Origin of the sequence: Streptomyces sp. NBC_00285 (assembly GCF_036174265.1) — a bacterium.
GTDB lineage: Bacteria > Actinomycetota > Actinomycetes > Streptomycetales > Streptomycetaceae > Streptomyces.
The window spans coordinates 1288106-1314490 of the sequence record NZ_CP108055.1 but is presented as its reverse complement, the minus strand read 5'-3'; the positions used below and the strand labels follow the sequence as shown (position 1 = coordinate 1314490).

The window sequence follows — 26385 nt, the reverse complement described above, 5'->3', positions numbered from 1 at the left end:
AGGGTTGAGAAGACGGGGCGCTCAGCCGGGCGGCAGCAGGACGTCCTGAGCGTCCAGGGCCTCTACCCGGTACTTTCCGAGCGCGCTGATCAGCAGCCGCAGTTCCAGGGCGATGCTCTCGACGAGGCGGACGAGCCCGTCCACGGCGTCCTCGTCGACCGCGAGGAGGGCGGCACGGCCGAGGCCGACCGCGTGGGCACCTAGCGCCAGGGCCTTCACCGCCCGGGTGCCCTCCCACATCCGCCCGCTGACCAGCAGGCAGTTGCCGGTGCGGCCGATCCGGGCCAGGCAGTCGCCGAGCGGGAGCCCGACCTGGCCGAGGAACCCGGTGGGTGCCCAGGCCGTGCCCCCCTCGGCGCCGTCGACTGTGACGGAGTCCGCGCCGGCCGCCCAGGCGGTGGCCGCCGCGAGCGCCACGTCCCGGCCGGGGTGGAGCTTCACCCATACCTTCACGCGCGGGAAGTTGTTGCGCATCAGCCGGACCTGCTGGCGCAGGATCTCCTCGGTGAATGTGCCGGGGCTGCTGATCCGCAGCACCCGGTCGCCGCCCGTGCCGAAGACCTCGTCGGTGGCGTACTGCTCGGCGACCCGCCCGGCGGCCTCGCGGCCCAGGACGGTCAGTCCGCCCAGGCCCGGCTTGGCGCCCTGGCCGACCTTCAGCTCGAAGGCCAGCCGGCCGGAGGCCAGCAGGGGTTCGGACACCGGGTCGCTGTAGACGAGGTTCCACACCTCGGCGTCCGCGTCCTCGGTGGACTGCTGGACCACGACACCGCCGTACTCCTCGTTGCCACTCGAAGCGGCGGCCTCCGTGTACGCGGCGATCCGCCCGAGCAGCGGGGAGACCTCGGCCTCGGACGCGGCACGGTAGCCGTTGACCGGGACCACGTTCTCGCCGATGACCATCGGGATGCCGAGCCGTCCTGCCTGTCTGCCGGCCGCCTCGCCGAGGTCGCGGCTGGCGACCTGGGTGGAGCCGAACGCCGACACGTACAGCGGCAGCCGGGAGGCGAACCCGCCGACGGAGGCGTCCAGTTCGACATCGGTGTACAGCGGCTCGCGGGCCAGCTCGATCAGCTTCTTCAACCGCTCCGGCATGAACACCGGAGGCACGATCCGGGCCCGCTCCAGCAGGTCGTACGTCTCCTGCCCGGCCGGCACCGCGCCCAACAGGCCGCTGCCGTAGCCGTCCAGCGCGGGGAACGCGGCGGCCGCGCCGTGCCGGGCCCGGTGCCGCACCTGGTACTCGGGGAAGCCGGTGGCGCTCAGTACGGTGCTCATGCCGACACCACTCCCGGCAGCTTCGGGTAGGCGCTGGCCTCCCAGGCTGCGGTGCGGCCGGTGACGTAGCGGGTCAGCCGCTCCAGGCCGATACCGAAGCCGGAGCTGGCGGGGATGCCGCGCCGGGCGAGGTCCAGGTACCAGCCGTACTTGGCGGGGTTCTCGCCGGTCTCCCGCATCCGCGTGACCAGCGCCGCGTAGTCGTGCTCGCGCTCGCTGCCGCTGGCCAGCTCGCCGTAGCCCTCGGGGGCGATCAGGTCGAAGTTGCGCAGCACACCCGGCTGCTCGGGGTCCTCACGGTCGTAGAAGCCGCGCGAGCCCTTCGGATAGTCGACCACGAAGAAGGGCCGGCTGCTCTTCGCGGAGATGATCTCCTCGCCCTGCCAGTCGATCTCGGCGCCCGCGTCCTGCGGATGGCCGAGCGCCACCAGGTCGGCGGTGGCCTCCTTGTGTGTCATACGGCCGAACACGCCCTCGACCACCTCACGGAAGGCGTCCGCGTCCCGGCCCAACAGCTCCAGCTCGCCCGGGAGTTCGCGGACCACCTCGGCCACCACGTATGCCACCAGCCGCTCGGCGACCTCCATCGCGTCCTCGCGCCGGGCCTCGCGTATCTCCACGTCGATCTGGTGGAACTCGGCGAGATGGCGGTGCGTGACGGCCGTCTCCAGGGGCTCCAGGCGGACGTTCGGCGCGATGTAGAAAATCTTGTCGAAGGCGAGCAACGAGGCCTGCTTGTACAGGATCGCGCTGGTCATCAGCTTGTACTTGTGGCCGTAGAAGTCGACGTCGACCTGCTTGGAGCCCCGGATGCCCGGGTCGGTGACCGGCCCGATGATCGGCGGCAGCAGCTCCTGGAAGCCCCGGCCGGTCAAAAACGCGCGGGTCGCGGCCAGCATGCGGGACTGCACCCGCAGCGTGGCGCGCGTGCTCTCACGCATCAGATGCTGGTCGGGCGAGGTCGGGAACGCGGGCGTGCTGGTCATGCTGCTGCCTCCTGGGTCAAAGGGGTGTCATGGCGGTGCTGCACGAACGACAACGCCTCGTACAGGCCCGCTGCGGTGAGCCGGCGGCCGCGCCGCGAGACATGGCCGATGGGCATCGCCCCGATCTCCGACCAGACGAGCCGGCCCGAGCGGTCGATCCGGCTCCTGCTGCGGCCCGCGTTGTCGGGGTGCAGGCAGTACGGGACGTCGAGCAGACCGCGGGCGAACGCCTTCAGCAGCGCCTGGCCGAGATCCGCGTCCAGGTCGAGTACGGCGTCCACGAGGGCGCGGGCCTCGGTGTAGACGGCGTTGTCGGCGAGGTCCGCGCGCGGGGCGGGGGCCGCGCGGTGCCGGGCCGCCGCCCGCGAGGCGGTGCGCAGTGCCTCGACGTTCTCCGCGACCGTCGGGATGCGGTGCGACTCGGCCGTCGTCTTCACGATCAGCCGGGCCGCGCCCGTCTCCACGGCCAGTTCGGCGGAGCGTTCGAGGAGGTCCAGGGCGCCGCGTCGGCTGCGCGGGTACAGGCCCATGTAGGTGTAGAGGACGATGTGCCAGTCGGTGTCCGGCAGCAGCTCGCCGGCCAGCCGGCGCAGCGCGTGCACCGCCTCGCGGTCCTGCCCGGGATGGGTCTGCTGGGCGTAGCTGAGCGAGATGCTGCGCAGGCCGGCCCGGCGGAAGAACAGGGCCTCCAGCGCGCTGATCGCCACCAGCAGCCCCGGTGGGCACAGCTGGCCGAGCATGCAGCCGCCGAACGTCTCCAGGTGCGGCTCCGCGCCGCCCGCCCGCAGCGCCGCCAGTGCCTCGCAGCTCTCCTGCCAGTTGCGCACCGAGTCGAGCAACGGGGTGCGCCCGTACGGCAGGCAGTACGACACCGGTCCGCCCTCGGTGGCGTCCAGACCGAGCCGGGCCAGTGCGGCGACGATGCCCTGGGGGCGGGCCGAGCCGTGCCGCACCTGCACCGGGAAGCCGGCGTCGCGAACGCCGTCCAGCACCCAGGCGGCGGTGTGCGGGCTGTAGGAGGTGATCGGGAACCCGTTGAGCGGGACCCGCTCGTGCAGCGCCCGCACCGCCGTCGGTTCGTCGCCCACCCGCGTGTAGCTGTCGATGGTGACGGTGCCGACGACCGCGTCCGCCGCGCTCTTGGTGGCCAGCAGGCCCGAGCGCATCAGCGCCGGGTCCGAGAACCCCATCCGCGGCTGCACCACGAGCGCCCCGCGGGCTTGTGCCTCGGCGACGAAGCGACCGAAGGAGAGGGGGCGGCGCGGCAGCGTGCTCACCGTGTCACCGCCTTGCGGGCGGGCAGCGCGCCGACGAAGGACTCGAAGGTGGTGAGGTCGGCCCCATCCTGGAACACCGCGTCGAAGCCGGCCCGCATCAGCTCGCCGGCCTGCTCCTCCTGACGACCGCCGACGCCGAGCTTGCCGCCGATGACGGCCGGCAGGTCCGCGAGCTCCCACCGTGACCTGACCGCCTCGACGAGCGGCCGGGCGTCGTTGAAGCCGTGCCCGTTGACACTGCTGACCACCAGCAGGTCGGGCTGGAACTTGCAGCAGGACTCCACGATTTCGTCCTGGGGAACACACGGCCCCAGGTTGACGACCTTGTGCCCGAGGTCTTCGAGCAGCAACTGGATGAATACGAGATTCCAGGTGTGCGCATCGGACGGCAGCCCGGTAACGACGACGTCCAGCGGCCCGGATCGAGGGCGATCCGCCCATTTCGCAGGCTTCATTGTTCGCTTCGTCCACATCATGGGATGACAGGGGAGAAAGAGATCCCGGTGACCCGGAAATTCCTTTCGGACATCACCGTAGATTGGCGCCGCGGCTGTTTCCGGCGCTCCCCGGCGGCAACCGACAGGCAGCCGGGCAGCAGTTGGCGACCGCCTGCCGCCCGGGTGCGCTCCGGGTCCCGACACTGGGGTGCAGGACCCACCCGAGTGACCGAGTCAGGAGTGAGGACATGGCGGACACACTGGAGGACGTGCTGGACCGGGCACGCGAGGGCATCGACCGGAGCGAGGCTCTCGGGGAGGCCCAAGTCGCCGTACTGGAAGCCGCGTTGAGCCTCGTACGGGCGAGCGGAGAGCGTCTCGCGCAGTCCCCGTCGGAACGCGCGGAGCTGCTGCGCGAGGCGCTCGCGTCGGTGCGCGCGGCCACCGTCGCCACGGGGATCGCGGTCACGCGCGCCCACCGGAGCCCGGTGGTTGCCGCCCAACTGCCTGGCCTGCTGCCCGGCACGCCGGCCGTGCGGATCTAGCGTTTTCCCCATACCCCGACTGCCAACCCGACTTCGCAGAGGTGGACACCATGGCAACGAATCCGTTCGAGGAATCCGATGGCCGTTACGTCGTGCTGGTCAACGACGAGGGCCAGCACTCTCTTTGGCCCGCGCACATCGAGCAGCCGTCCGGCTGGGAACTCGTCAAGAGCGAGGCCTCCAAGCCGGAGGCCATGGAATTCATCGAGGCCAACTGGACGGATATGCGCCCGCGTTCGGTCGTCGCCGCGCTGGCGAGCTGAAAGCAAAGGCGAAAGGCCGGGTGGGCCGGAGAATTCCGGCCCACCCGGCCTTTCGCCCTTCCGGCTCAGTTCTCGGCAGCGGTCACGCACCACTCCAGGACCGCCATCGCCGCCGTCATCTTGTGGTACGCCTGCCGCCAGGCGACGCTGCTCGGCCCGTCCAGTACCTCGTCCGTGACCTCCTGCCCGCGCACTGCGGGAAGGTCGTGCAGGAACACGGTGTCCGGGCCACCGAAGCGGTCCAGGAACCCGGCGTCGATCCGGAAACCCTCGAAGTCCGCCAGCCAGTCGGGGTTCGCCTTGGGCACGCCCATCGTCTGCCAGCGGCTGGTGTACACCGCGTCGACCGGGCCCTGGACCTGGTCCGGGCTCGTGATCTGAGTGACCGCGGCCTTGCCGCCGGCGAGTTCGTCGGCGAGGTCCAGCTTGTCCTTCGGTACCTCGTAGCCGCTCGGGCACAGCAGGGTCAGCCGCAGACCGGGGGTGAGCGCGGTGGCCAGGGCGAGAGCCGCTCCGGAGCTGTTGCCCTCGCCGACGGCGAGCAGATGCAGTCCGGCCGGCGAGCCGAAGTGTTCGGTGAGCGTGGCCAGGTCGGCGATCGCCTGGGTGGGATGCTCGTCCAGGCTCAGCGCGTTGACGACGGCCAGGTCCGGGCTGCTGCCGAGCCGCCGTATCTCCTCGACGTCCCCGTTGGTGCGCACCACCAGCGCGTCCAGGTACTGCCCGAGCACCCGGGAGGTGTCCTCCACCGTCTCGCCGGTCGACAACTGCAGCTCGTCCGGGCCGAAGGTGATCACGTCGGCGCCCAGCCGGGTCGCCGCGCTCCAGAACGAGGTACGGGTACGGGTCGAGGACCTGCGGAAGAAGACGCCGACCTGCTTGCCGTCGAGCGACCTGTGGTCGACGCCCTCGCGGCCGAAGAACACGGCCCGCTTGACGATCCGGTCGAGCTCGGCGGGCGTCAGGTCGGCCAGGGAGATCAGGTTGCGCATGGGTGGGGTGCCTTTCGGGAGAGGGGGTTCGGGGAGGTGTGGCAGCTCAGTCGGCCGTGCCGACCAGGTCCGCGGTCGCCGGGCGCCCGGCGCGCAGGAGTTCGCGGACCAGGTTGAGCACGGTGAACCCGACGGGGCCGCCCGGCTCGGTGGGCAGCTGGCGGATCAGGCCGCGCAGCAGCAGGTCGTGCACGTCCCGGGCGGTCTCGGCCAGCGTCGTACCGCTTGCACGGGCGGCGGCGTCCACGGTCCAGGGTTCGGGCAGGCCCGCCAGCGTGCCGAGGAAACCGGCCGTGCGGTCGTCCAGTTCGGCCAGCACGGCGTGCAGCCGCTCGCTCAGCGTGCCGTCGGAGCTCCCGGTGGCGGGGGTGATGCCGTCGACGAGCAGCAGCGGGGTCGAGCGCGCGATGTCGAGGAGCTGGTCCGGCGAGTGGAGCAACAGCCAGGAGGCGGCCGCCTCCAGCGCCTGCGGTATGCCGTCCATGCGACGGCAGATGTGGGCGACGGTGGCGGTGACGGCGTCGGTGGGCAGCAGGTCGGGGCGCATGTGGCTGACGTAGGACAGCATCAGTTCGACGGCGGGGCGGCCCGCGACCAGGGAGTCGCCCGGCAGGGCGGACCCGTCGGCGGACGGGAGCGGCACCGGCAGCGGGGCCAGCGGCAGCAGCCGGCCGGCCGGGGGCCGGCTCACCCGCCGGGTGGTCACGATGATCTTCAGCCGCTCGCAGAAGCGCAGCAGGTGCAGCAGGGACGGCACGGCGGCCGCCGAGTCTGCGAGGCCGTCCAGCACGATCAGGGTCGGCTTGGCGCCGATGACGGAGGTCAGCTCCTCGTACCGGTCGCCCCCGCGGACCAGTTCACGGACCCACTCGTTGAGGGGGGCCTGCGGGCCGTGCTCGGGGCCGGAGTCGGCCGGGCGGTCCATGGGCACCCACAGCACCGGCGTCCGGTCCCGGGCGTGCAGCACCAGTGCGGCCTCCTGGGCCAGCCGGGACTTGCCCACTCCGGGCAGCCCGACCAGGGTCAGCAGCCGGTCGTGCCGGTTGTCCAGCCGGCCGGTCAGCGCCTCCAGTTCGGCCCGGCGGCCGATCAGGGGACGCAACGGCGTGGGCGGCGCGGCCAGTTCCGCGCTGTACAGGGACTGCAGGACCCGGCCCGCCGCATGGGCGTCGGCGGCCAATTCGAGCTCGAAACGGCGGTTATCGCTCATCCGCATCGCATTGGCCAGCAATTTGAGTGTTTCTTTACGAGGATTTCGTACACGACCCTGCTCCAGGTCCCTGATGGCCCGCACACTCACCGTGGAAAGCCCGGCGAGCTGTTCCTGAGTGAGGCCTGACCGCCGCCGCGCATTCTGCAGCAGCGCATCGAGACCGGGTGTCGACTCGGAATTCATCGGTGTCTCCTTTGTCCCCAAATCTTGGTGAAGTGCCAGGTAGGCGACCCGAGTCGACGAGGTGTCCGGACAAATTGAGCCCGGCCGGAATTTCCCCGGTGTGCATACCTTGCGGATCTTGTCGGCCATGCTCGTGGCCTGCCGACGGGGAACAGAGTGCGCGCCGCTCTTCCCGAATGATTCCCGGCCCAGTACCGCGGCGTTCCGCAGGCGGTTAGGATCTGCTGCGGCTGGGAGCGAGCTGTAAGGGGAAGCGGCGACGAGGGGGGAGGCTGTCGGTGACGACAGCAACAGGGGAACGGCTGCGGTTCAATATCCTCGGCCCGATCGAAGGGTGGTCCGAGGGTGCTCGGCTGAGGCTCGGTGGAATCATCCAGGAACGAGTTCTGGCCACCTTGCTGCTGGAGCCGGGAAAAGTTCTCACGGTGTCCCGCCTGGTGGAGGCGGCCTGGGACGAGGACCCGCCGGCCACCGCTTCCCACCAGGTCCGCAAGGCGGTCGCGGATCTGAGAAGACGGATCCCGGGCGGCGCCGATGTGCTGCTCACCGAGGGACCCGGCTATCGCATCGTGCTCGACGAGTCCCAGAATGACTTCTCCGAATTCGGAATGCTGGTGCGCACCGCGAAAGCGGCCGTGGCCGAAAACCGATTGGCCGAGGCGGTCGAAGTGCTGCGCGCGGCACTGGCGTTGTGGCGTGGCCCCCTGCTCTCCGGAAGCGGCGGCCCGGTGATCGAGGCCGCGGCCACCACCATCGAGGAACGCCGGCTGGCCGCCTGGGAACAGCTCCTCGAACTGCGTCTGACGCTCGGCGAGGCGGCCGAGTTGATCCCGGATCTACGCGAGTTGACCGGCCGGCATCCGCTGCGGGAGACCCTGCGCGGCCAGCTGATGATCGCCCTGTATCGCTCCGGACGGCAGGCCGAGGCCCTGGAGGAGTACGGCAGGGTCCGTGAACTGCTCGTCGAGGAGCTCGGCGTCGACCCCGGCCCGCAGCTGACCAAGCTCTACGAGGGCATCCTGCGGGAGAGCCCCGAACTGGCCGGCCCCGAGCCCGCCCCCGCGCCGGCGCCCGTCCCGCTCCCGGCCGAGCCGCCCTGCACCCTGCCCAACGACCTCGCGGACTTCACCGGCCGCGAGGCCGAACTGGCCGAACTGCTGCGCTGTGCCACGCAGAAGGGCGAGCAGGGCCCCCGGATCGTGGCCCTCGACGGCATGGGCGGCAGCGGCAAGACCTCCCTCGCGGTGCGCGCCGCCTACCTCCTGGCCCCGGAGTACCCGGACGGTCAGCTCCACATCGACCTGCGCGGATACACCCCCGGTGACCGGCCGGTGTCCGCCGGCACCGCACTGGACACCCTGCTGCGGGCCCTGGGCATCCCGGGGGACCGCATCCCCGACGACGTGCTGGGCCGCACCGCCCTGTGGCGCGCCACGCTCGTCGGGAAACGGCTGCTCATCCTCCTGGACAACGCTGCCGACGCGGCCGGGTTCGGCCCGTTGCTGCCCGCCTCCTCCGGCTGCCTCGTCCTGGTCACCAGCCGGGCCCGCCTGGTGGACCTCGACGGCGCGGAGTGGATCTCCATCGGGACGATGTCGGCCGGGGAGAGCACGACCCTGATGGCCGAGACGCTCGGGGCCGAGCGCGTCGCCGCCGAACCGGCGGCCGCCGCGGAACTCGCCCGGTTGTGCGGGCATCTGCCGCTCGCCCTGCGCATCGCCACCGCCCGGCTGCGCAACCGCCCGCGCTGGACCCTCCAGTACCTGGCCGAGCGACTGCGGGACGAGACCCGAAGACTCGACGAGCTCAGCGCCGGCGCCCGCAGCGTCTCTGCCACCCTCCGCCTGTCGTACCAGGCCCTGGACGACAAGTGCCGCACCGCCTTCCGGATCCTGGCGCTGCATCCGGGCGGGGACATCAACGTCCACGCGGCCGGAGCGCTGCTCGGCACGGACATCCGGGACGCGGAGGACCTCCTGGAGACGCTGCTCGACGTCCATCTCGTCCAGCAGCCCGAGATCGGCCTGTACACCTTCCACGACCTGGTCCGCAGCTTCGCGCAGAGCCTGCTCGGCGAGTCGGTCGACGGCGAGGACACGGTGGCGGTGGAGCGGCTGCTCGGCTACTACCTGACGGCCACCGAGACGGCGTGCGAGGTGCTCTACCCCGGCCGGAAGAAACGTCACACCGGAATCCCGCCGGCCACGGCCGAACTGCCGGACCTCAGGGACGCGGACCGGGCGCAGAAGTGGTTCGACCGCGAGCAGACGGCGCTGATCTCGGCCGTCGTCCTGGCCGAACGGCGCGGGCACGACCGGTACGTGGTCTGCCTGGTCCGCAACCTGGTCTTCCAGCTCAACGCGCGTGGGCAGCTGGAGGAGTTCGGTGACCTGGGGCGTGTCGCGGTGGCCGCCGCGCGCCGGGTCGGCGATCTGGGGCTGCTCGGGGTGAGCCTGTCCAACCTGGGCGTCGCCTGCTGGAAGCTCGGCCGTTTCGCCGAGGGGGTCGAGGTGGCCAAGGAGGGACGGGACGTCGCCGACCGGCTCGGCGACCAGCACACGGTGGCGCACAGCGAGAGCACCCTCGGCCAGTTCAACAGCCTGCTCGGTCGTTTCCCCGAGGCCCTGGTCCACCTGGAGAAGGCGACCGGACTCGAACGGGAACTGGGCGTCGCCCGCTCGGAGGCCGACAACCTCACCATCCTCAGCACGCTCTACGAACAGTGGGGCCGGCCCGAGGAGGCACTGACGGCGGCCGAGCGGGCGGTCGAACTGCGGGAGCGGCTCGGGCAGCGCAAGCACCAGGCGGCCACGCTCGCCGACCTGGCCCTCGCGCACCTCGGCCGACGTGCCTACGACGAGGCGGACCGCATTCTTCAGCGGGCGCGCGAGTTGTTCGACGACGCCGGTGATCCGGGGGACGCGGCGCTGATCCTGGCGCTGTCCGCCGATGTCGACGAGCGGCTCGGCCGCCCCGTGCGCACCCCCGATCTCGCCGCGCACGCCCTGGAACTCGTCGAGTCGAACGTCTCGCCGCTGCGCCGGGCCAAGGTGGAGAACACGGTGGGCCGCCTCCGGTGCCGGCAGGGGGACGCGGACGGCGCGCTCGCCCTGCACACCCACGCGTACCAGCTCGCGTCGGCCATCAGTTACCGCATCGAGGAGGCCTACGCCCTGGCGGGAATGGCCGACGCCCTCGGCGATGCGGAGAACGCGGACGTACACCGGGCGGCGGCGGAGGCGCTCTTCGCCGAGATGGGCGTCCCCGCGGACCGCCGCCGCACCTGAAGTCCCTGAGTCCCTGAGTCCCTGAGGCCCTGACGGAACAGCACAGTGCCCCGCACCGGAACTCCGGTGCGGGGCACTGTCGTTGGGCGGGGGACCGGGGGTCACACGGCCAGGGAGGTGGGGTTCTGGACGTCCTGGGTGGTGACGGCGGTGGGGTTCTGGACGTCTGCGTAGGTGGTGACAGAAGTGGGGTTCTGGACATCCGCGTAGGTGACCACGGTGGGGTTCTGGACGTCCGCGAGGGTGACCGAGGTGGGGTCCTGGACGTCCTGCGTGGTGATGCCCGTCGGGTTCTGCACATCCGCGAGGGTGACCCTCGTCGGGTCCTGTACGTCCTGGGTGGTGATGCCCGTCGGGTTCTGGACGTCCGCGAGGTGCTGCACGCTCTGCCGGTCCTGCGACTGTCCTGCCTCGTGCGTCGCGCCCAGACCGAAGGCCAGCGCCGCCGCGACAATCCCGAAGAGCCCAGCAAGCTTGCGTCCCATGGTCCCGCCCCTTAGTGGTGTTTGTGAGGTTTGCGGTGTTTTCCGCTTCCTGACACCACTGACTTTCCTGGGGGGCGTTCCCAGGCGGCTCCCCGTCCGTTACCGGTCTGCGGGAACGCGGGGGAACCGTCCCGGGAACGGCTCCGACCTGCGACTACTCACTCAGGCTGCATGCCACCACCCGCGGCCCGGAGGGCGTCAGTACCACCTGGGTACGGGCCGGTCCCGACTCGTGGCCGGCCAGATCGAGGAGTGATCTCACCAACGAGCGCATAGCGGCCTGTTCGGACTCGTCCGACGGCGCCGGAGCGATCCGGGCAACGCTGTGCATCCCGTCCACCGTCTCCGTGTCGACGCTGAACTCCGGTCCCTCCAGGGGCGCCCGGTCCACGAACGGCGGTGCCTCGCGGTCGGCGGCCACCCGCTCCGCCCAGCGTTCCACGGAGGACAGGTCCTGGAGTGCGTGGGCCAGTTCCGTGCCGTCCGGCGATCGGTCCCGCTGGTCCTTCACGGCAGTACTCCTTCTGCGGGTTTGAGCAGACAACGACACCGGGACCGTCACCCCGACGGGTCCCGATCCCGTCCCGTTCCGTTCCCCCGCCGATCCCGTTCACGCATTCGCGAGGGGAACGCGGCGGTAATCGTCCCCCGCATCATGACGGCCATTCGACAACGGACCTGGCCGCACGCCGGCCGGGTCCGTACGGCAGGCAACCGTCATGGGGGCAGTGCAGTGACAGCAACTCCAACCGAATCGACCCCTGGCCGTTTCACCGGCCTGGGGCCACTCATGCTGGTGTGGTCGGGTCAGGCCGTCTCGCTCGTCGGCAGTGCGGCAGTGAGGTTCGCCTTCGTCGTGGACGTCTGGTCCACCGGGCAGCGGGCGAGTGCGGTCACCGCCCTGTCGCTGTGCGCACTGCTCCCACAGGCGATCCTCAGCCCCGTTGCGGGCGCAATCGTCGACCGCATGCGCAAGCGGTCCGCGCTGCAACTGGCCGACGCCGGCGGACTCCTGGTCGTGGGCTGCCTGGCACTGCTCCACTACCTCGGACTGCTCCACTCCTGGCAGATCTACGTGGCCACCGCGCTGCTCGGCGCCTGCGCGGCCTTCCAGTTCCCGGCGCTCTCCTCGGCCGTCCCGCTGCTCGTGCGCAAGGACCAGCTCGGCCGCGCCAACGGGCTGCTGGCCGGCGCCAAGAGCGCGGCGAGCATCGGCGGCCCCGCCCTGGGCGGCATCATGCTCGCCCTCTTCGGGATAGGCCCGACGCTCCTGGTGGACCTGGTGAGCTACGCCGTCGCCCTGATCGGCGTACGCGTGGTGCGGCTGACCGGCGACCGGCCCGCGCCGCCCCGGACAGGCCCCGGCGCCGGGCCGCGCCGCAGGATCACCGCGGAGTCCGGGGAGGGCCTGCGCTATCTGTTCCGCACCCCCGGTCTCAGGGACCTGATCGTCAACTTCTGTGTCGTCAACCTCGTCATGGTCTTCGGCTTCGCCCTCATCCAGCCCATGGTGCTGCTGCGGGCCGACAGCGCCGCGCTCGCCGCGGTCAACAGCGCGATCGGCGTCGGCGGAGTCGCCGGCGGGGTGCTGATGGCCGCGTGGGGCGGCCCGAAGAACCGGGGGCGCTCGATGATGCTCGGGATCATCGGGATGTGCCTGTCCGCGCTGGTGGGCATGGCGTTCGCCGACGGGGTGGTCGGCTGGTCGATCGCCGTGCTGATCGGCGCCCTGCTGATGACGGTCGTCAACTCCCAGATGCACGCCATCGTGCAGACCAAGGTCCCGCAGGAGTGGCAGGGCCGGGTCTTCGGCGCGGTGATGTTCCTCGGCTACATCTCCGTCCCGTTCGCCACCGCCCTCTCCGGCCCGCTCGCCGACCACGTCTTCGAACCGCAGGCCGCCCACGGCACGGGCCTGTTCACTGTCCTCGGCCCGCTCTTCGGCGACCGTCCCGGCAGCGGTATGGCGGGGATGTTCCTCCTCGCCGGCCTGGCCGGGATCGGGGTCTCGCTGTGGGGGCTGGCCAGCCGGAACATCCGGGAGATCGACCTGGTGCTGGCGGACGTGGACGACCGGACCGAGGCCGCGGAAGCCCAGGAAGCGGACGACCGCACCGAGGCCGCCGAAGCCGCCGAATCCCAGGAAGGGGCCCGGGATGGAGTGCGTGCATGAACTCCTGGAGGAACAGGCCCGGTCGGCGCCCGACGCCCTCGCGCTGATCGACGGCGACGACCGCCTGACCTACGCCGAACTCGACGCGTGCGCCGCCCGGTCGGCCGCCCTGCTCGCCCGGCACGGCGTACGGCACGGCGACACGGTCGGCGTGTACCTGGAGCGGTCGGCCGACCTGGTCGTGACCGTCCTCGGCGTCCTCAAGGCCGGTGCCGCCTACCTGATCCTCGACCCCGCCTTTCCGAAGGCACGCCTTCGCGCGATGGCGGCGGACGCGGCCGTCACCGCCGTGGTCGCACCCCGCGGCCGGCACCTCACCGGCGTCGAAGCCCCCGTGGTCCACCCCGAGGACGCCGGGACGGCACCCCCGCTGTCCCACGGCGCGGTGCCCGTACGCCCCACCGACCCCGCCTGCGTGATGTTCACCTCCGGCTCGACCGGCCGGCCCAAGGGCATCGCCGCCCCGCACGAGGCCGTCACGGCGACTCTCACCGGCCAGGACTTCGCCTCCTTCGGCCCGGGCGCCGTCTGGCTGCAGTGCGCGCCCCTGTCCTGGGACGCCTTCGCGCTGGAACTGTGGGGCCCGCTGACGGGCGGCGGCACCTGCGTGCTGCATCCGGCGGGCCGCCCCGAACCCCTTGTGATGGCACGCCTGATAGCCGAGCACGGCATCACGTCCCTGTACCTGTCGGCGTCCCTCTTCAACGTCGTCGTCGACGAGTACCCCGACGCCCTCGCCGGCCTGAGCGAACTCCTCGTGGGCGGCGAGGCGTTGTCGCCCCCACATGTCGCCCGCGCCCTCGAACGCCGTCCGGGGCTCCGGCTGAGCAACGGCTACGGACCCGTCGAGTGCATGGTCTTCCTCACCGTCCACCCGGTCGTCCCCGAGGACCTGCGCACCGGCGGCCCGCTGCCGATCGGCCGCCCGCTCGCCGGGAAACGCCTGTACGTCCTCGACGAGCGGCTGCGGCCGGTCCCGGACGGCACCACCGGTGAGCTGTACGCGGCCGGCACGGGCCTCGCCCGGGACTACGTCGGACAACCCGCCCTCACCGCCGAACGTTTCGTCGCCGCCCCCTTCGGCGAGCGCCTGTACCGCACCGGAGACCTGGTCCGGCGCCGCCCGGACGATGTCCTGGAGTACCTGGGCCGCGCCGACAGCCAGGTGAAGATCCGCGGTTTCCGGGTGGAGCCCGCGGAGGTGGAGACCGTCCTGGCCGGCCACCCCGCCCTCGACCGCGCGGCCGTCGTCGCCCACGCCCACCCGGCCGGCGACCGGCAGCTCACCGCGTACGTCGTCCCACGCGGCGGTCGCGAACAGGCGCCCACCGCCGAGGAGTTGCACGTCTACGCCCGTGGCATCCTCGCCGACCACCTGGTGCCGGCCGCCTTCGTGGCCCTGGACGCACTGCCGCTCACACCCAGCGGGAAGCTGGACCGGGCGGCCCTGCCGAAGCCGGACCTCGCCCCCGCGCGGACCGGCACCGCGGCCGACGGCACCGTGGGCACCCTCTGCGAACTGTTCTCCCAGGTCCTGGCGACCCCGGTCGCCCCCGACGACGACTTCTTCCGCCTGCGCGGCAACTCCCTCCTCGCCGCCCGCCTGATGGGCCGTATCCGCTCGGTGCTCGGCGTCGAGCTCGACATCCGGACGCTCTTCGAGGCGCCCACCCCCGTACTCCTCGCCCCTTTCGCCGACCGCGCCCCCGCCGCCGTGAGCCTGCCCGTCCCCGCCGCCGCGTCGGGCCCCCTGCCCGTCTCGGACGCCCAGCAACGCCTGTGGTTCCTGGACCGGACCGGTGCGGGCGCCGCCTACAACCTGCCGATGCTGGTGCGGCTGCGCGGAGCGGTCGACCCGGCCGCGCTGGCGGGCGCCCTCGCCGACGTGGCCGACCGGCACGACGTCCTGCGCACGCTCTTCGAGGAGGCCGACGGCGTACCCGTACGACGGGTGGTGCGCGGCACCGCGGCGCGCCCGCCGTTCGCCCATCTGCACGTCTCAGCCGGGGAGTTGGACGATCGGCTGGCGGAGGAGGCCGGGTGGCGCTTCGACCTACGTGCCGAACTGCCTTGCCGGGCCGTGCTGTTCACCCTGAAGGAGCGGCCGGACGAGCACGCGCTGCTCGTGCTGGTCCACCACATCGCCGGTGACGGCTGGTCGCTGCTGCCACTGTTCCGCGACCTGTCCCAGGCCTACGCCGCCCGGGTGCGGGGCGGACCCGTGCGCCTCGGCCCGCTCACCGTCCCCTACGCCGAACACGCCCGCCGCCGACTCGACCGGCTCGGCTCCGCGGCCGACCCCGACTCCCCGGCCGCCCGCCAACTCGCCTACTGGAGCGAGAAGCTGGCCGCCCTGCCCGCCGGCGGCCCGCTGCTCCCGCGCCGCCCGGAGCGGCCCGCGGTGCCCGGTCCGGACGCCGGTGTCGTCGTACGGCTGCTGGACCCGGCGGCGCACGCACGGCTCGTCGAAGCGGCCCGGGCCCAGGGGGCCACCCTCTTCATGGCCCTGCACGCGGCGCTGGTCACCGCGCTGCTGCGGGCCGGGACAGAGGCCGACACGGCGGTGGGCACGCCCGTGGCCGCGCGGGCGGCCGAGAGCGAGGTCGCGGACGTCGTCGGGTTCTTCGTCAACTTGCTGGTCCTGCGCACCGACGCGTCCGGCGACCCCACCGCGGCCGAGCTGCTGGCCCGGGTCCGGGACACCGACCTCGGCGCCTTCGCCCACCAGGACGTGCCGTTCGAGGACGTCGTCGGCGTGCTCAACCCCGCCCGCAGGCCGGGGCGGCAGCCGTTCACAGAGGTGGTCCTCGCGCTGCAGAACAACGCCCGCGCCGAGGTGACGCTGCCCGGCGCCGACAGCGGCGTCGAGCTGGTGCGCACGGGGTCGGCACGGTTCGAACTCCTCGTCGACGTCCTGGAGACGACCGCAGCGGACGGTACCCCCGGCGGCCTCACCCTCACCTTCGAGTACCGGACCGACTCGCTGGAGGAGTCCTTCGTCACCTGGCTGGCAGAGGCACTTCCGCGGGCGCTCGAGACCGCCGCGGCCGACCCGGAGGCGCGCCTGTCCGCACTTGCCCTGCCCGAGCCACCCCGCCGGGCCGACGACGGCGACCGCCTCGCCGCGCCGGCCCCCGCCCTCGCGCCCGAGCACCCCGGCACCCCCCTGGAAGCACGTATCGCCGCCGCCTGGTGCGACGTCCTCGGCCTGTCCCGAGTGGGCCGCCACGACGACTTCTTCGGCCTCGGCGGCAACTCGCTGCGCGCGGTGCGGGTCACCGCCCGCCTCAGCACCCCCGACCGTCCCGTGACCGCGTCCCAGCTCTTCGCCAACCCGACCGTCGCCACCCTCGCCGTCGACCTCGAACAGGCCGCGGCCCGCCCCCAGCCCGCCATGACCCTCATCCCCCGCCGGCCACGCGTGCCGCGCCCGCCCGACCGGGCACCCCGGACGACCGCCACCACAACCGACCGCAGCAACAGGAAGCAGGAGGACAGGCAGTGGACCTCAGCGTGATGTTCTTCGGTGCCGACAGCACCGCCGCGCAGACCCGGCACGAGCGCGCCTACGAGGACATCCTCACCGTCGCCCGCGCCGCCGACCGCCTCGGTTTCCATGCCATATGGACGCCGGAACGCCACTTCCAGCAGGTCGGGCAGGTCTTCCCGAGCCCCCCGGTGCTCGGCGCGGCACTCGCCGTCGCCACCGAGCGGATCGGGATCCGCGCCGGCAGCGTCGTACTGCCGCTGCACCACCCGCTGAAGGTGGCGGAGGACTGGGCGGTCGTCGACAACCTTTCGCACGGCCGGGTGGGCCTGTCCGTCGCCACCGGCTGGCACTCCGCCGACTTCGCCCTCGCCCCCGGCAACTACGCCGACCGCCGCGCCCGCACCCTGGACACCGTCCCGCTCCTGCGGTCGCTGTGGGCGGGGGAGAGCGCCGAGTTCCCCGACGGCACCGGCAATCCGGTGAGCGTGCTGCCGCAGCCGCGTCCGGTGCAGGACACCCTGCCGTTGTGGATCACCACCTCCGGCAACCCGGAGACCTGGGAGGCGGCAGGGCGGCTGCGCTGCGGGGTGCTCGGCGCGACCGTCGGCCAGAGCAGGGACGACCTCGCCGACCGGATCGCCCGCTACCGCACCGCCTGCGCGGCCGCCCCCGACCAGCGGGGCACCGACGCACACGGCCGGGTCACGCTCATGGCACACACCTACGTCGGTGCCGACGACGCGGAAGTACGGCGGCTCGCCGCCGCCCCGCTGAAGACCTACCTGACCTCCTATCTGCGGCAGACCGCCGCCAACCGCACCGCCGACGCGGGCACCGCCGCACTCACCGAGGAGAAGACGGCGATGCTCGCGGAGTTCGCGTTCGAGCGCTATCTGAGCTGGGGCAGCCTGCTGGGCTCGCCCGGGCACTGCGCCAAGATGCTCGCCGATCTGGCGGAGCTGGGAATCGACGAGGTCGCCTGCTTCGTCGACTTCGGCCTGGGAACCGACGACGTCCTCACGAGCCTCAACCGGCTGGCCGAACTGAAAGAGACCCTGTCATGACCGCCCCTCCCTCCCCGGGCCCGCAGCGAACCGCCCGCCCCGCGGCCTCCCTCGCCGACCGCTTCAGCGCCCTCGGCGGCGAGCAGCGCGTCCAGCTGCTGCGGCGGATGGTGCAGAGCGGGCGGGTGCGGGACATCCCCGCCGTCGTACCGCCCCGGGACCCCGCCCGGCCCGTGCGGCTCAGTCCCGCGCAGCAGGACCTGTGGGTGTACGAGTCGCTGTATCCCGGCACCCCGGCCCTCAACCTGTGCTGCGCCTACCACTTCGACGAACCGGTGGACCCGGCCCACCTGGAGGCCGCCCTCACCCTCATCCAGCAGCACCACGACATCCTGCGCACCCGCGTGACAGACACCGGCGACGGCGAACTGCACGTCGACTTCCCGGACTTCGGCCCCTTCGCCCTGGAACACGACGACCTGCGGGGCACCGGCACCAGCGTCCACCAGGCCTTCGACACCTTCCGCCGCCGCCCCTTCCAGCTCGGCGGCGACCGGCTGCTGCGCGCGCGTTTCGTGCGCGTCGACGAGCGGCGCACGACGCTGATGCTGAGCATGCACCACGTCATCGGCGACTGGTGGTCCTTCGACGTACTGCAGAGCGAGTTCGCCGAGGCCTACCGGGCGATCCGCGAGGGCACGAAGCCACGTCTGTCCCGGCCGGCCGTGCAGTACGCCGACTTCTCCGCCTGGCAGGGCGAGCTGGAGGAGGCCGGCGTCTTCGCCGAACGCCTCGCCTTCTGGCGCCGCTACCTCGCCGACCTCCCCGGCCCGCTGACCGCCCCCGGCCACGGGTCCACCGCCGACGACCCGGACCGCGACCCCGACGAGATCGTCCACATCGGCTTCGACCTCGACGCGCCCACCGCGGCCGCGGTCCGCGCCCTGGCCCGCCGCTCGGGCACCACCGTCTACGGCGTGCTGATGGCCGCGTTCGCGGTCCTCGCCCACCGGGTCACCGGAGCCGAGGACATGGTGCTCGGCACACCCGTCGCCAACCGCTCCGCCAAGGGCCTGGAGCAGGTCATCGGTTACGTCATGAACGCCGTGCCCACCCGCTGGCGGGTGCGCCCCGAGGACACCTTCGCCGACCTGCTCGCCGTGTTCGCCGCCGACTTCCCCGACCTCGTCGCCAACGCCGACCTGCCGGTCGGACGGATCGTCGCGGCCACCGCCCCCGAACGCAGTCTCGGCCGCTCCCCGCTCTTCCAGTGGGTGTTCATGCACCTGACGCAGCAGCCGAGCGTGTCCGCGGTACGGGAGTTCGCCGAGCCGGAGCGCATCCACACCGGCGGCGAGCACGACCTCGTCGGCGTGGTGAAGGACAACGGCGACACGATGATCGGCAGCTTCGAGGTCCGTACCGACACGTTCTCGCCCGACGCGGTCCAGCGCTGGGCGGAGTGCTACGTCGAACTCCTGCAGCAGATCACGGCCGACCCGGCGCTGCGCGTCGCCGACCTCGACATCGTGCCGGCCCGCCTGCGCCGCCGGCTCCTGGACACCTCGGCCGGCCCCGCCGCGGTCGAACCGCTCTCGCTGCCCGGCCTGGTGGCCCGCCAGGCCGCCCGCACGCCCGACGCGCCCGCCCTCGACACGGGGGCGCGGACCCTGTCGTACGCCCAACTCGTCGACCGGGTCGACCGGTTGGCCGGGCTCCTCGCCCAGCACGGCGCCGGACCCGGTCGGATCGTGGCCCTGCTGCGAGGTCGCGGCACCGACTGGCCGGTGACCGCGCTGGCGATCCAGCGCACCGGCGCCGCGTATCTGCCGCTCGACCCCGGGCACCCGGCCGAACGCCTGCGCCGCACGCTGGCCGACGTACGGCCGGCCCTGGTCGTCACGGACGACCCGGCGTTCACGTGCCCACAGGCGCCGACGCTGGTCCTGGGCCCGGAGGCCTACGCGGGCGAGCCCCTGAACGCCCCCCACCCGGACCCGTCCGCCCCCGCCTACGTCATCCACACCTCCGGCTCCACAGGCACCCCCAAGGGCGTCGTCGTCCCGCACTCCGGCCTGGCCGCGCTCGCCGCGGCCCTGTCCGACCGCCTCGCCCTGGGCGCCGGGGACCGGGTGCTCCAGCTCGGCACCCCGACCTTCGACATCTCGGTGGCCGACCTGTGCATGGCGTTCGGCTCGGGCGGCACACTGGTGCTGCCGCCGGAGGGGATGCTGGTCGGCGAGGACCTGGGGCGGGTGCTGACCGAACGGCGGGTGTCGGCGGTCATGACGACACCGTCCGTGCTGGCGACCGTGCCCGCCGGGGCCTACCCGCACCTGCGGGTGCTCGCGGTCGGGGCGGAGGCGTGCCCGGCGGAGCTGGTGGCCCGCTGGGCGGTGGACGGCCGCGGCTTCCACAACGTGTACGGACCGACCGAGGCGACGGTGGCGGTCACGGTCTGTGGCCCGCTGACGCCCGACTCGGCCGCACCGCCGCTCGGCACCCCGCTCGCCGGCACGTGGGTACGCCTCCTCGACGAACGCCTGCGCCCGGTGCCCCCGGGCACCCGCGGCGAGCTCTACCTCGCGGGCCCCCTGGCCCACGGCTACCTGCACCGCCCGGCCCTGACGGCCGACCGCTTCGTGGCCGACCCCTACGGCCCGCCCGGCACCCGGATGTACCGCACCGGCGACCTGGCCTGGCGCGACGACGACGGCACCACCCATCACCTGGGCCGCACCGACGACCAGATCAAGCTGCGCGGCCTGCGCGTCGAACCCGCCGAGATCGCGGCGGTCCTCGCCGAACACCCCTGTGTCGACCGGTCGGTGGTCCTCGTCCGCGAGGGACGGGCGGGCCGGCCGCAACTCCTCGGGTACGTCGTCCCGGCCGCCGGCCGCACGCCGGCACCGGACGACCTGCTCGCCCACGCGGCCGAACGGCTGCCCGCCGCCCTGGTCCCGGCCGACGTGGTCGTGCTGGACGCGTTCCCCCTGACGTCGAACGGCAAGATCGACCGCACCGCGCTGCCCGCGCCCGCCGCTCGCGCCGCGAGCCCCGCCGGCCACCGAGGCGCCGCCTCCGCGGCCGAACAGATTCTGTGCGCGCTGTACGGCGAGGTCCTCGGCACCGAACAGGCCGCCATCGACGCCTCGGCCGACTTCTTCCGGCTCGGCGGCGACAGCATCATGGCCATCCAGCTCGCCGCCCGGGCGGCCGCGGCCGGCTTGCTGCTCGCCCCGAGAGACGTGTTCACCGCCCGCACGCCCGCACGGCTGGCCGCCTTGGCCCGCCCCGCCGCCGTCGGGGCGGACGCCGGCCCCGACCTCCCCGAGGGCCGGTTCCCGCTCACCCCGATCATGCACTGGTGGCGCGAACAGGGCGCTCCCCTCGGCACGTTCACCCAGTCCATGGTGTTCCCCGTACCGGACGGCGTCGGCTTCGACCGCATCAGCGCGGCGGTGGCGGGGCTCGTCGAGCGGCATGCGGCGCTGCGGATGCGTCTGATACGGCACGACGAGGGCACGGACTGGGAGCTGGAGGTGGGCCCCGCTGCTGCCGTCCGTACCGAGCGGGTCGCGGTGCCCGCGTCCCGAAGGGGCGCGGGGAACGGCGCGACCAGCCACGACGGCGCCGCAGCGCACCTCGCGGAGTGCCTCGCCCGGACCGTCGAACTGGACCCGGAACAGGGGGAGATGCTGCGGGCCGTCTGGCTCGACACCGGACCCGGGCAGCCCGGACTGCTGCTCCTGATCGTGCATCACCTGGCCGTCGACGGGGTGTCCTGGCGCGTGCTGGGGCCCGAGCTGGCGCGGGCGCTTGAGGGCGCTGCCGAGCCGGCAACCAGGCCCGGGGCCTCCTTCGTACGGTGGGCGCGGCTGCTGCCCGCCGAAGCGGACCGGGCGAGTGGCGAACTGGACTGGTGGAAGAGCCAGTTGGCCGGTGCCGAGGACGCGAGACTGGCCGCCGGCCGTGGGGTCGGCGCACGGCGCGGCAGCGTCACCGTCGAGCTGGACGCCGGACTGACCCGGGACGCGCTCGTCACCCTGCCCGAAGCCTTCCACTGCGGAGCGGACGCCGTGCTGCTCACCGCACTGGTCCGGGCGGCCGTCCGCTACCGCGGCACCGGGACGGCCCTCCTCCTGAATCTGGAGGGGCACGGCCGCGAGGCCCTGTCGGCGCCCGTGGACGTCTCCCGTACCGTCGGCTGGTTCATCACCCAGTACCCGGTCCGGCTCGACCTCGCCGCGGACACCGGGGCCGCGGCCCTCAAGCAGGTGAAGGAACAACTGCGGGCGGTGCCCTCCGCCGGACTCGGCTGGGGCCTGCTACGGCACCTCCACCCCGAGGCCGGCCCCGAACTGGCCACGCTGCCCGGGCCCGACGTCCGCTTCGCCCACCTGGGCCGGATCGCCGGGGACGACGCGGCCGGCGGCCGGCTGCTCGACCCCGGGCCCGAGGCGGTGCCGGTCGGCCACGCCCTGGAGATCGACACCCTGGCCCGGGGCGCGGAGGGCGCGCCGCGCCTGGAGGCCACGTTCTCGTACGCGGAGGGCGTGTTCACCGAGGACGAGGTGCGGGAGCTGGCCCGGCTGTGGACCGAGGAGCTCACCGCGCTCGTCGCGGCCACAGCGGACGGCCCGGCCGCCACGTACAGCCCGTCCGACTTCCCCCTGGTCGACCTGACCCTCGACCAACTCACCGAGCTGGAAGACACCTTCGGGTTCGACGACTCGGACGACTTCGAGGACGCCGGTCCTGAACAGCACTTCGAGGAGATCGAGAGCGAGGTGACCGACCGGTGAGCGGGCGAGTCGACGACGTCCTTCCGCTGTCCCCGGCCCAGGAGGGACTCCTCTTCCAGACCCTGCGGGACACGACGGGGCCCGACCCCTATCTGGTCCAGGCCCGGTTCCGGCTGGGCCCGGGCACCGAGCCGGGGCGGGTGCGTGCCGCGGTGACGGAACTCCTGCGGCGGCACCCCAACCTGCGCGCCTGCTTCCGCCACGAGCGCCTCGACCGGCCCGTGCAGATCATCCCGAGCGCGGTCGGAGTGCCGTGGCGGGAGGCCGATCTGACCGGGCTCGACCCGGACGGGACGGCCGCCCGGATGCGGCAGCTGCTGCGCGCGGACGCCGCCCGGCGCTTCGACCCGGGCCGGCCACCGCTGGTGCGCGCCACGCTCGCCCGCCACGACAAGGGTGCCGAACTGCTGCTGTCCTTCCACCACATCCTGCTCGACGGCTGGTCGATGCCGGTCCTGGAGGCGGACCTGGCCGCCCTCGTCGCGGGCCGGCCGCTGCCGCCCGCCGCGCCGTACCGCGACTACCTGGCGTGGCTGGCCCGGCGGGCCCTGGACGAGGGGGAGAAGGCGGAGGCGGCTTGGGCCCAGGCACTGGAGGGGCTTGAGCACCCCACGCTGCTCGTGCCCCCTGCCGCCGACGGCACCTCCGCCGACGACGCGTGCGACCGGGCCCAGGTCCGGCTCTCCGCCGAGACGACCGCCGCCCTCACGCGGCAGGCGGCCACCGTCGGCGTCACCCTCAACACCCTTGTCCAGGCGGCCTGGGCGCTGGTCCTGGCCCGTACCACCGGTGCCCGGGACGTGGTCTTCGGCGCGGTCGTCTCCGGCCGCCCGCACGACCTGCCCGGCGTCGAGAGCATGGTCGGCCTGTTCGTCAACACCCTGCCGGTGCGGGTACGGCTGCGCGCCGGCGAGAGTACGGCGGACCTGCTGGTCCGCCTCCAGGACGAGCAGTCCCGCCTGGTCGACCACCACCATGCGCGCCTCGCCGAGGTGCAACGCGCGGTAGGCGTGGGGGAGTTGTTCGACTCGGTCCTCGCCTTCGAGAACTTCCCGCAGCGCCCCGAGGACGAGGCCGGCTCGGACGAGCTGAGCCTGGTCCGGGTCACGGACGCGACCCACTATCCCGTGACGCTGGCCGTCGTCGCGGGCGAGCGGCTGTGGCTGTCGGTCGGCTGCCGGCGCGGGCTGTCCGCGGCCGCCGTGGCGGGCCGTACGACCCGGGCCCTGGAACAACTGGCGGGCGATCCCGGGCAGTCGGCCGATCGGATCGACGTACTCCCGCCCGAGGAGCACCGCCGGCTCCTCGCGCTCGCCACCGGGCCGCGGCGTCCCGTGGCCGAACCGGCCACCGTCACCGGCCGGTTCGCCGCGCAAGTCGCGCGCACCCCGGACGCTCCGGCCGTGGAGTCGGCCGACGGGGAGGTCCTCGACTACGCCGGATTGGACGCGGCCTCGGATGCGCTCGCCGCCCGACTGGTCGAAGCGGGCACGGCGCCCGGCGACACGGTCGCCCTCCTCCTGCCCCGCTCGCCGGCCGTCGTCGTGGCCCAGCTGGCCGTACTCAAGGCGGGCGCCTCCTGGCTCCCACTGGACCCGTCCCGGCCACCGGAACGCCTCTCCCTCCTGACCAGTCGGGCGGGGGCCCGACTGGCGCTGACCTCGGGCGGTGTCGCCGCACAACTGCCCTCGTCGGTACGGGCGTTGGAAGTGGGGGAGTGTGGTCCGGCAGTCCCGTCGCGTGTCGCCGGGCGCCCGCCCCAGACCGTACGGATGCCGGACGCGACGGCGCTCCCGTCGGCCTCCCCCGTGCACCCCGACTCGGCTGCCTGTGTCCTCTACACCTCGGGTTCCACCGGCGAACCCAAGGGTGTCGTCGTCCCGCACCGGGGCATCGCCGAGCTCGCCGCCGACGCTCGTTTCCAGGGTGGCGGGCACCGGCGGGTGCTCCTGCACGCGCCGTACACCTTCGACTCGGCGACGTACGAGGTGTGGATCCCGCTGCTGAACGGCGGGACCGTCGTCGTGGCCCCGCCAGGGCCCGTCACCCCCGGCCTCCTGCGGCGGGTGATCCCCGAGCGGCGGCTCACCGCGCTGCTCCTCACGCCCGAACTGCTGCGCACCGTCGCCGACATCGCGCCGGAGGCGGCCGCCGGGCTCACCGAGATCTGGGCCGGCGGCGACGTGCTCGCGCCCGGCACGGTGGCCCGGATCCGAGCGCACTGCCCGGGCACCACCGTCGTCAACGGGTACGGCCCCACCGAGGCGACCGTCTTCGCCACCGCCCACACCGCCGACGGCGGCCCGGACGCCGTCCCCGTCGGCCGCCCGCTGGACAACACCCGCGCCTACGTCCTGGACGACCGGCTGCGTCTCCTGCCCGTCGGCGGCACCGGCGAGTTGTACCTGGCCGGGACCGGACTCGCGCTCGGGTACCTCGGGCGGCCCGGGCACAGCGCCGAGCGGTTCGTCGCCGATCCGTACGGGCCGCCGGGCAGCCGGATGTACCGCACCGGCGACCTGGCCCGCTGGACGGGCGCCGGCGTGCTGGACTTCGCCGGACGCGGCGACGACCAGATCAAGGTCCGCGGCTTCCGTATCGAACCCGCCGAGGTGGAGTCCGCGCTCGCGGACTGCCCCGGCATCCGGCGGGCCGTGGTCGCCGCACGCCCCGACGCGGCTGGCGGCAAACGGCTGGCGGCATGGCTCGTACCGGACGCCACACTCGACGAGGACCGGGCCGAAACACTGGCCCGGGCAAGGGAGTTCGCAGTCCGCCACCTGCCCGCCCATCTGGTCCCCTCCGTCTGGGCCCGCATCGACCACGTACCGCTCACCCGCCACGGCAAGACGGACCGGGCCGCACTGCCCGAGCCCTCGGGTACCGCCGGGACCGTGGCCGCCGCCCGAGCCCCCCGCGACGAGCGGGAACGGCACCTGTGCGCGCTGTTCGCGGAGGTCCTCGGCGCGTCCGGCGTCCATCCGGACACCGACTTCTTCGCGGCGGGCGGCCACTCGCTGACCGCACTGCGCCTGGTGTCGAAGGCACAGGCCGCGCTCGCCACACCGGTGCCGCTCGCGACCCTGTTCGCGGCCCCGACACCAGCCGCACTGGCGGCCCGCCTCGCCGCCGACCTCGCCTCCGACACCGACCTCGCCCCGCTCCTCACCCTCCGCCGAGGTGCCCCCCGCCGGGGCGGCGACCCGACCCCCCTCTTCTGCGTCCATCCCGGCCTGGGCCTCGGCTGGTCCTTCGCCGCCCTGCTCCCGCACCTCCACCCGGACCGCCCGGTGCACGCCCTCCAGAGCCCGGCGTTCACCGAGGGAGTGGGTCAACTCCCCGGAAGCATCGGCGCGTTGGCCGACGCCTACACCGAACGGATCCGCGCCCTGGTGCCGAACGGCCCCTACGCGCTGGTCGGCCGGTCCTTCGGCGGCCCCGTCGCGCACGAGATCGCCGTACGCCTGCGCGGAGCCGGACAGGAGGTGCGGCTGCTGGCCGTGCTGGACGCGATGCCGTGGCCGCCCGGCACGCCCCGGCTGCCCGCGGACGTGGTCGAACGGGAGACCCTGCGGCTCCTGCTCAACAGCCACGCCCCGGACCGGCCCGCACCGCCCGGCGCCTTCGGTCGCACGGAGGCCTTCGCGGTGGTCCGCACCGGCGACAGCCCCCTCGCCGCGTTCGAGGACCGGGTCCTGCACGCCCTGACCGACGCCGGAACCCACCACATCCACCTGTCCCGCGCCTGGCGTCCGTCCCCGTACGACGGCCGCACGACCCTCTTCTCCGCCACCCGGCGGTCCCACGCCACGACGGCCGAGAAGGCCGCGGCCTGGCGGCCCTTCACCGCCGGCCTCGACGTGCACGAACTGACCTGCACCCACAGCGACGTACTCGCACCCGACCCGGCGGCACGCGTCGCCGCCGTCCTCGAAACCGCCCTCACCACCTGCCAGGGGGACTGACC

Annotated in this window: 16 protein-coding genes; 8 read left to right on the top strand and 8 right to left on the bottom strand. The window is 73.3% G+C overall.

The genetic code is table 11. The features are described from left to right. Positions 1-21: 21 nt before the first annotated feature. The 4 genes from OHT57_RS06140 to OHT57_RS06125 are packed head-to-tail and all read right to left on the bottom strand — an operon-like array spanning position 22 to position 4017. Entirely contained in the window at positions 22-1278 is a 1257-nt protein-coding gene (locus tag OHT57_RS06140) for a glutamate synthase-related protein (protein WP_328745019.1), read from the bottom strand. Then, complete coding sequence (locus OHT57_RS06135; RefSeq protein WP_328745018.1) at positions 1275-2264, bottom strand: asparagine synthetase A; 990 nt, start codon at positions 2262-2264, stop codon at positions 1275-1277. Before OHT57_RS06135 ends, OHT57_RS06140 begins: the two co-directional genes overlap by 4 nt. Continuing rightward, entirely contained in the window at positions 2261-3541 is a 1281-nt protein-coding gene (locus tag OHT57_RS06130; RefSeq protein ID WP_443053425.1) for a methylaspartate mutase, read from the bottom strand. Before OHT57_RS06130 ends, OHT57_RS06135 begins: the two co-directional genes overlap by 4 nt. Next, complete coding sequence (locus tag OHT57_RS06125) at positions 3538-4017, bottom strand: cobalamin B12-binding domain-containing protein (RefSeq protein ID WP_328745017.1); 480 nt, start codon at positions 4015-4017, stop codon at positions 3538-3540. The genes OHT57_RS06130 and OHT57_RS06125 overlap by 4 nt, the downstream gene beginning before the upstream one ends. A gap of 209 nt (positions 4018-4226) precedes the next feature. Between OHT57_RS06125 and OHT57_RS06120 the strand changes: the two genes are divergently transcribed. Both OHT57_RS06120 and OHT57_RS06115 read left to right on the top strand, forming a co-directional pair. After that, a complete protein-coding gene (locus OHT57_RS06120; protein ID WP_328745016.1) occupies positions 4227-4523 on the top strand; it encodes a hypothetical protein in 297 nt (98 codons plus the stop codon). Positions 4524-4573: 50 nt separating this feature from the next. Beyond that, the gene (locus OHT57_RS06115; RefSeq protein WP_328745015.1) at positions 4574-4786 is read left to right on the top strand and encodes an MbtH family protein; all 213 of its coding nucleotides are present in this window, start codon (positions 4574-4576) and stop codon (positions 4784-4786) included. A 65-nt stretch (positions 4787-4851) separates the two neighbouring features. On the opposite strand, the gene OHT57_RS06110 is transcribed toward OHT57_RS06115, so the two are convergent. Next, positions 4852-5778, bottom strand: coding sequence for an ornithine carbamoyltransferase (locus tag OHT57_RS06110; protein WP_328745014.1), 927 nt, complete (start codon positions 5776-5778; stop codon positions 4852-4854). A gap of 46 nt (positions 5779-5824) precedes the next feature. Further along, on the bottom strand, positions 5825-7174 hold the full coding sequence (locus OHT57_RS06105; protein ID WP_328745013.1) for a helix-turn-helix domain-containing protein: 1350 nt from the start codon (positions 7172-7174) through the stop codon (positions 5825-5827). Positions 7175-7452: 278 nt separating this feature from the next. On the opposite strand from OHT57_RS06105, the gene OHT57_RS06100 reads away from it, so the two are divergent. Next, positions 7453-10461: an AfsR/SARP family transcriptional regulator gene (locus OHT57_RS06100; RefSeq protein ID WP_328745012.1), complete on the top strand. Its 3009-nt coding sequence runs from the start codon at positions 7453-7455 to the stop codon at positions 10459-10461. 101 nt (positions 10462-10562) lie between these two features. Here OHT57_RS06100 and OHT57_RS06095 read toward each other — a convergent pair whose 3' ends face one another. Together OHT57_RS06095 and OHT57_RS06090 are read right to left on the bottom strand one after the other, a co-directional pair. Continuing rightward, the gene (locus tag OHT57_RS06095) at positions 10563-10946 is read right to left on the bottom strand and encodes a hypothetical protein (protein WP_328745011.1); all 384 of its coding nucleotides are present in this window, start codon (positions 10944-10946) and stop codon (positions 10563-10565) included. A gap of 154 nt (positions 10947-11100) precedes the next feature. Next, positions 11101-11457: a hypothetical protein gene (locus tag OHT57_RS06090; protein WP_328745010.1), complete on the bottom strand. Its 357-nt coding sequence runs from the start codon at positions 11455-11457 to the stop codon at positions 11101-11103. 279 nt (positions 11458-11736) lie between these two features. Here OHT57_RS06090 and OHT57_RS06085 point away from each other — a divergent pair, with 279 nt between their 5' ends. The 5 genes from OHT57_RS06085 to OHT57_RS06065 are packed head-to-tail and all read left to right on the top strand — an operon-like array spanning position 11737 to position 26383. Further along, positions 11737-13119: an MFS transporter gene (locus tag OHT57_RS06085; RefSeq protein ID WP_328745009.1), complete on the top strand. Its 1383-nt coding sequence runs from the start codon at positions 11737-11739 to the stop codon at positions 13117-13119. Further along, positions 13103-16636 carry an amino acid adenylation domain-containing protein gene (locus OHT57_RS06080; protein WP_328745008.1) on the top strand — a complete coding sequence of 1178 codons (3534 nt, stop codon included), beginning with the start codon at positions 13103-13105 and terminating at the stop codon, positions 16634-16636. The genes OHT57_RS06085 and OHT57_RS06080 overlap by 17 nt, the downstream gene beginning before the upstream one ends. Beyond that, positions 16621-17673 carry a MupA/Atu3671 family FMN-dependent luciferase-like monooxygenase gene (locus OHT57_RS06075; RefSeq protein ID WP_328745007.1) on the top strand — a complete coding sequence of 351 codons (1053 nt, stop codon included), beginning with the start codon at positions 16621-16623 and terminating at the stop codon, positions 17671-17673. The genes OHT57_RS06080 and OHT57_RS06075 overlap by 16 nt, the downstream gene beginning before the upstream one ends. Beyond that, complete coding sequence (locus OHT57_RS06070) at positions 17670-22418, top strand: non-ribosomal peptide synthetase (protein ID WP_328745006.1); 4749 nt, start codon at positions 17670-17672, stop codon at positions 22416-22418. Before OHT57_RS06075 ends, OHT57_RS06070 begins: the two co-directional genes overlap by 4 nt. Beyond that, a complete protein-coding gene (locus OHT57_RS06065; protein ID WP_328745005.1) occupies positions 22415-26383 on the top strand; it encodes a non-ribosomal peptide synthetase in 3969 nt (1322 codons plus the stop codon). Before OHT57_RS06070 ends, OHT57_RS06065 begins: the two co-directional genes overlap by 4 nt. The last annotated feature ends 2 nt before the right edge of the window (positions 26384-26385 follow it).

What these genes read in the sequence shown, in the direction of transcription:
- OHT57_RS06140 (WP_328745019.1), bottom strand. Translation starts at nt 1,278, where the DNA reads ATGAGCACCGTACTGAGCGCCACCGGCTTCCCCGAGTACCAGGTGCGG.
- OHT57_RS06070 (WP_328745006.1), top strand. Translation starts at nt 17,670, where the DNA reads ATGACCGCCCCTCCCTCCCCGGGCCCGCAGCGAACCGCCCGCCCCGCG.
- OHT57_RS06125 (WP_328745017.1), bottom strand. Translation starts at nt 4,017, where the DNA reads ATGATGTGGACGAAGCGAACAATGAAGCCTGCGAAATGGGCGGATCGC.
- OHT57_RS06120 (WP_328745016.1), top strand. Translation starts at nt 4,227, where the DNA reads ATGGCGGACACACTGGAGGACGTGCTGGACCGGGCACGCGAGGGCATC.
- OHT57_RS06135 (WP_328745018.1), bottom strand. Translation starts at nt 2,264, where the DNA reads ATGACCAGCACGCCCGCGTTCCCGACCTCGCCCGACCAGCATCTGATG.
- OHT57_RS06095 (WP_328745011.1), bottom strand. Translation starts at nt 10,946, where the DNA reads ATGGGACGCAAGCTTGCTGGGCTCTTCGGGATTGTCGCGGCGGCGCTG.
- OHT57_RS06110 (WP_328745014.1), bottom strand. Translation starts at nt 5,778, where the DNA reads ATGCGCAACCTGATCTCCCTGGCCGACCTGACGCCCGCCGAGCTCGAC.
- OHT57_RS06105 (WP_328745013.1), bottom strand. Translation starts at nt 7,174, where the DNA reads ATGAATTCCGAGTCGACACCCGGTCTCGATGCGCTGCTGCAGAATGCG.
- OHT57_RS06080 (WP_328745008.1), top strand. Translation starts at nt 13,103, where the DNA reads ATGGAGTGCGTGCATGAACTCCTGGAGGAACAGGCCCGGTCGGCGCCC.
- OHT57_RS06085 (WP_328745009.1), top strand. Translation starts at nt 11,737, where the DNA reads ATGCTGGTGTGGTCGGGTCAGGCCGTCTCGCTCGTCGGCAGTGCGGCA.
- OHT57_RS06115 (WP_328745015.1), top strand. Translation starts at nt 4,574, where the DNA reads ATGGCAACGAATCCGTTCGAGGAATCCGATGGCCGTTACGTCGTGCTG.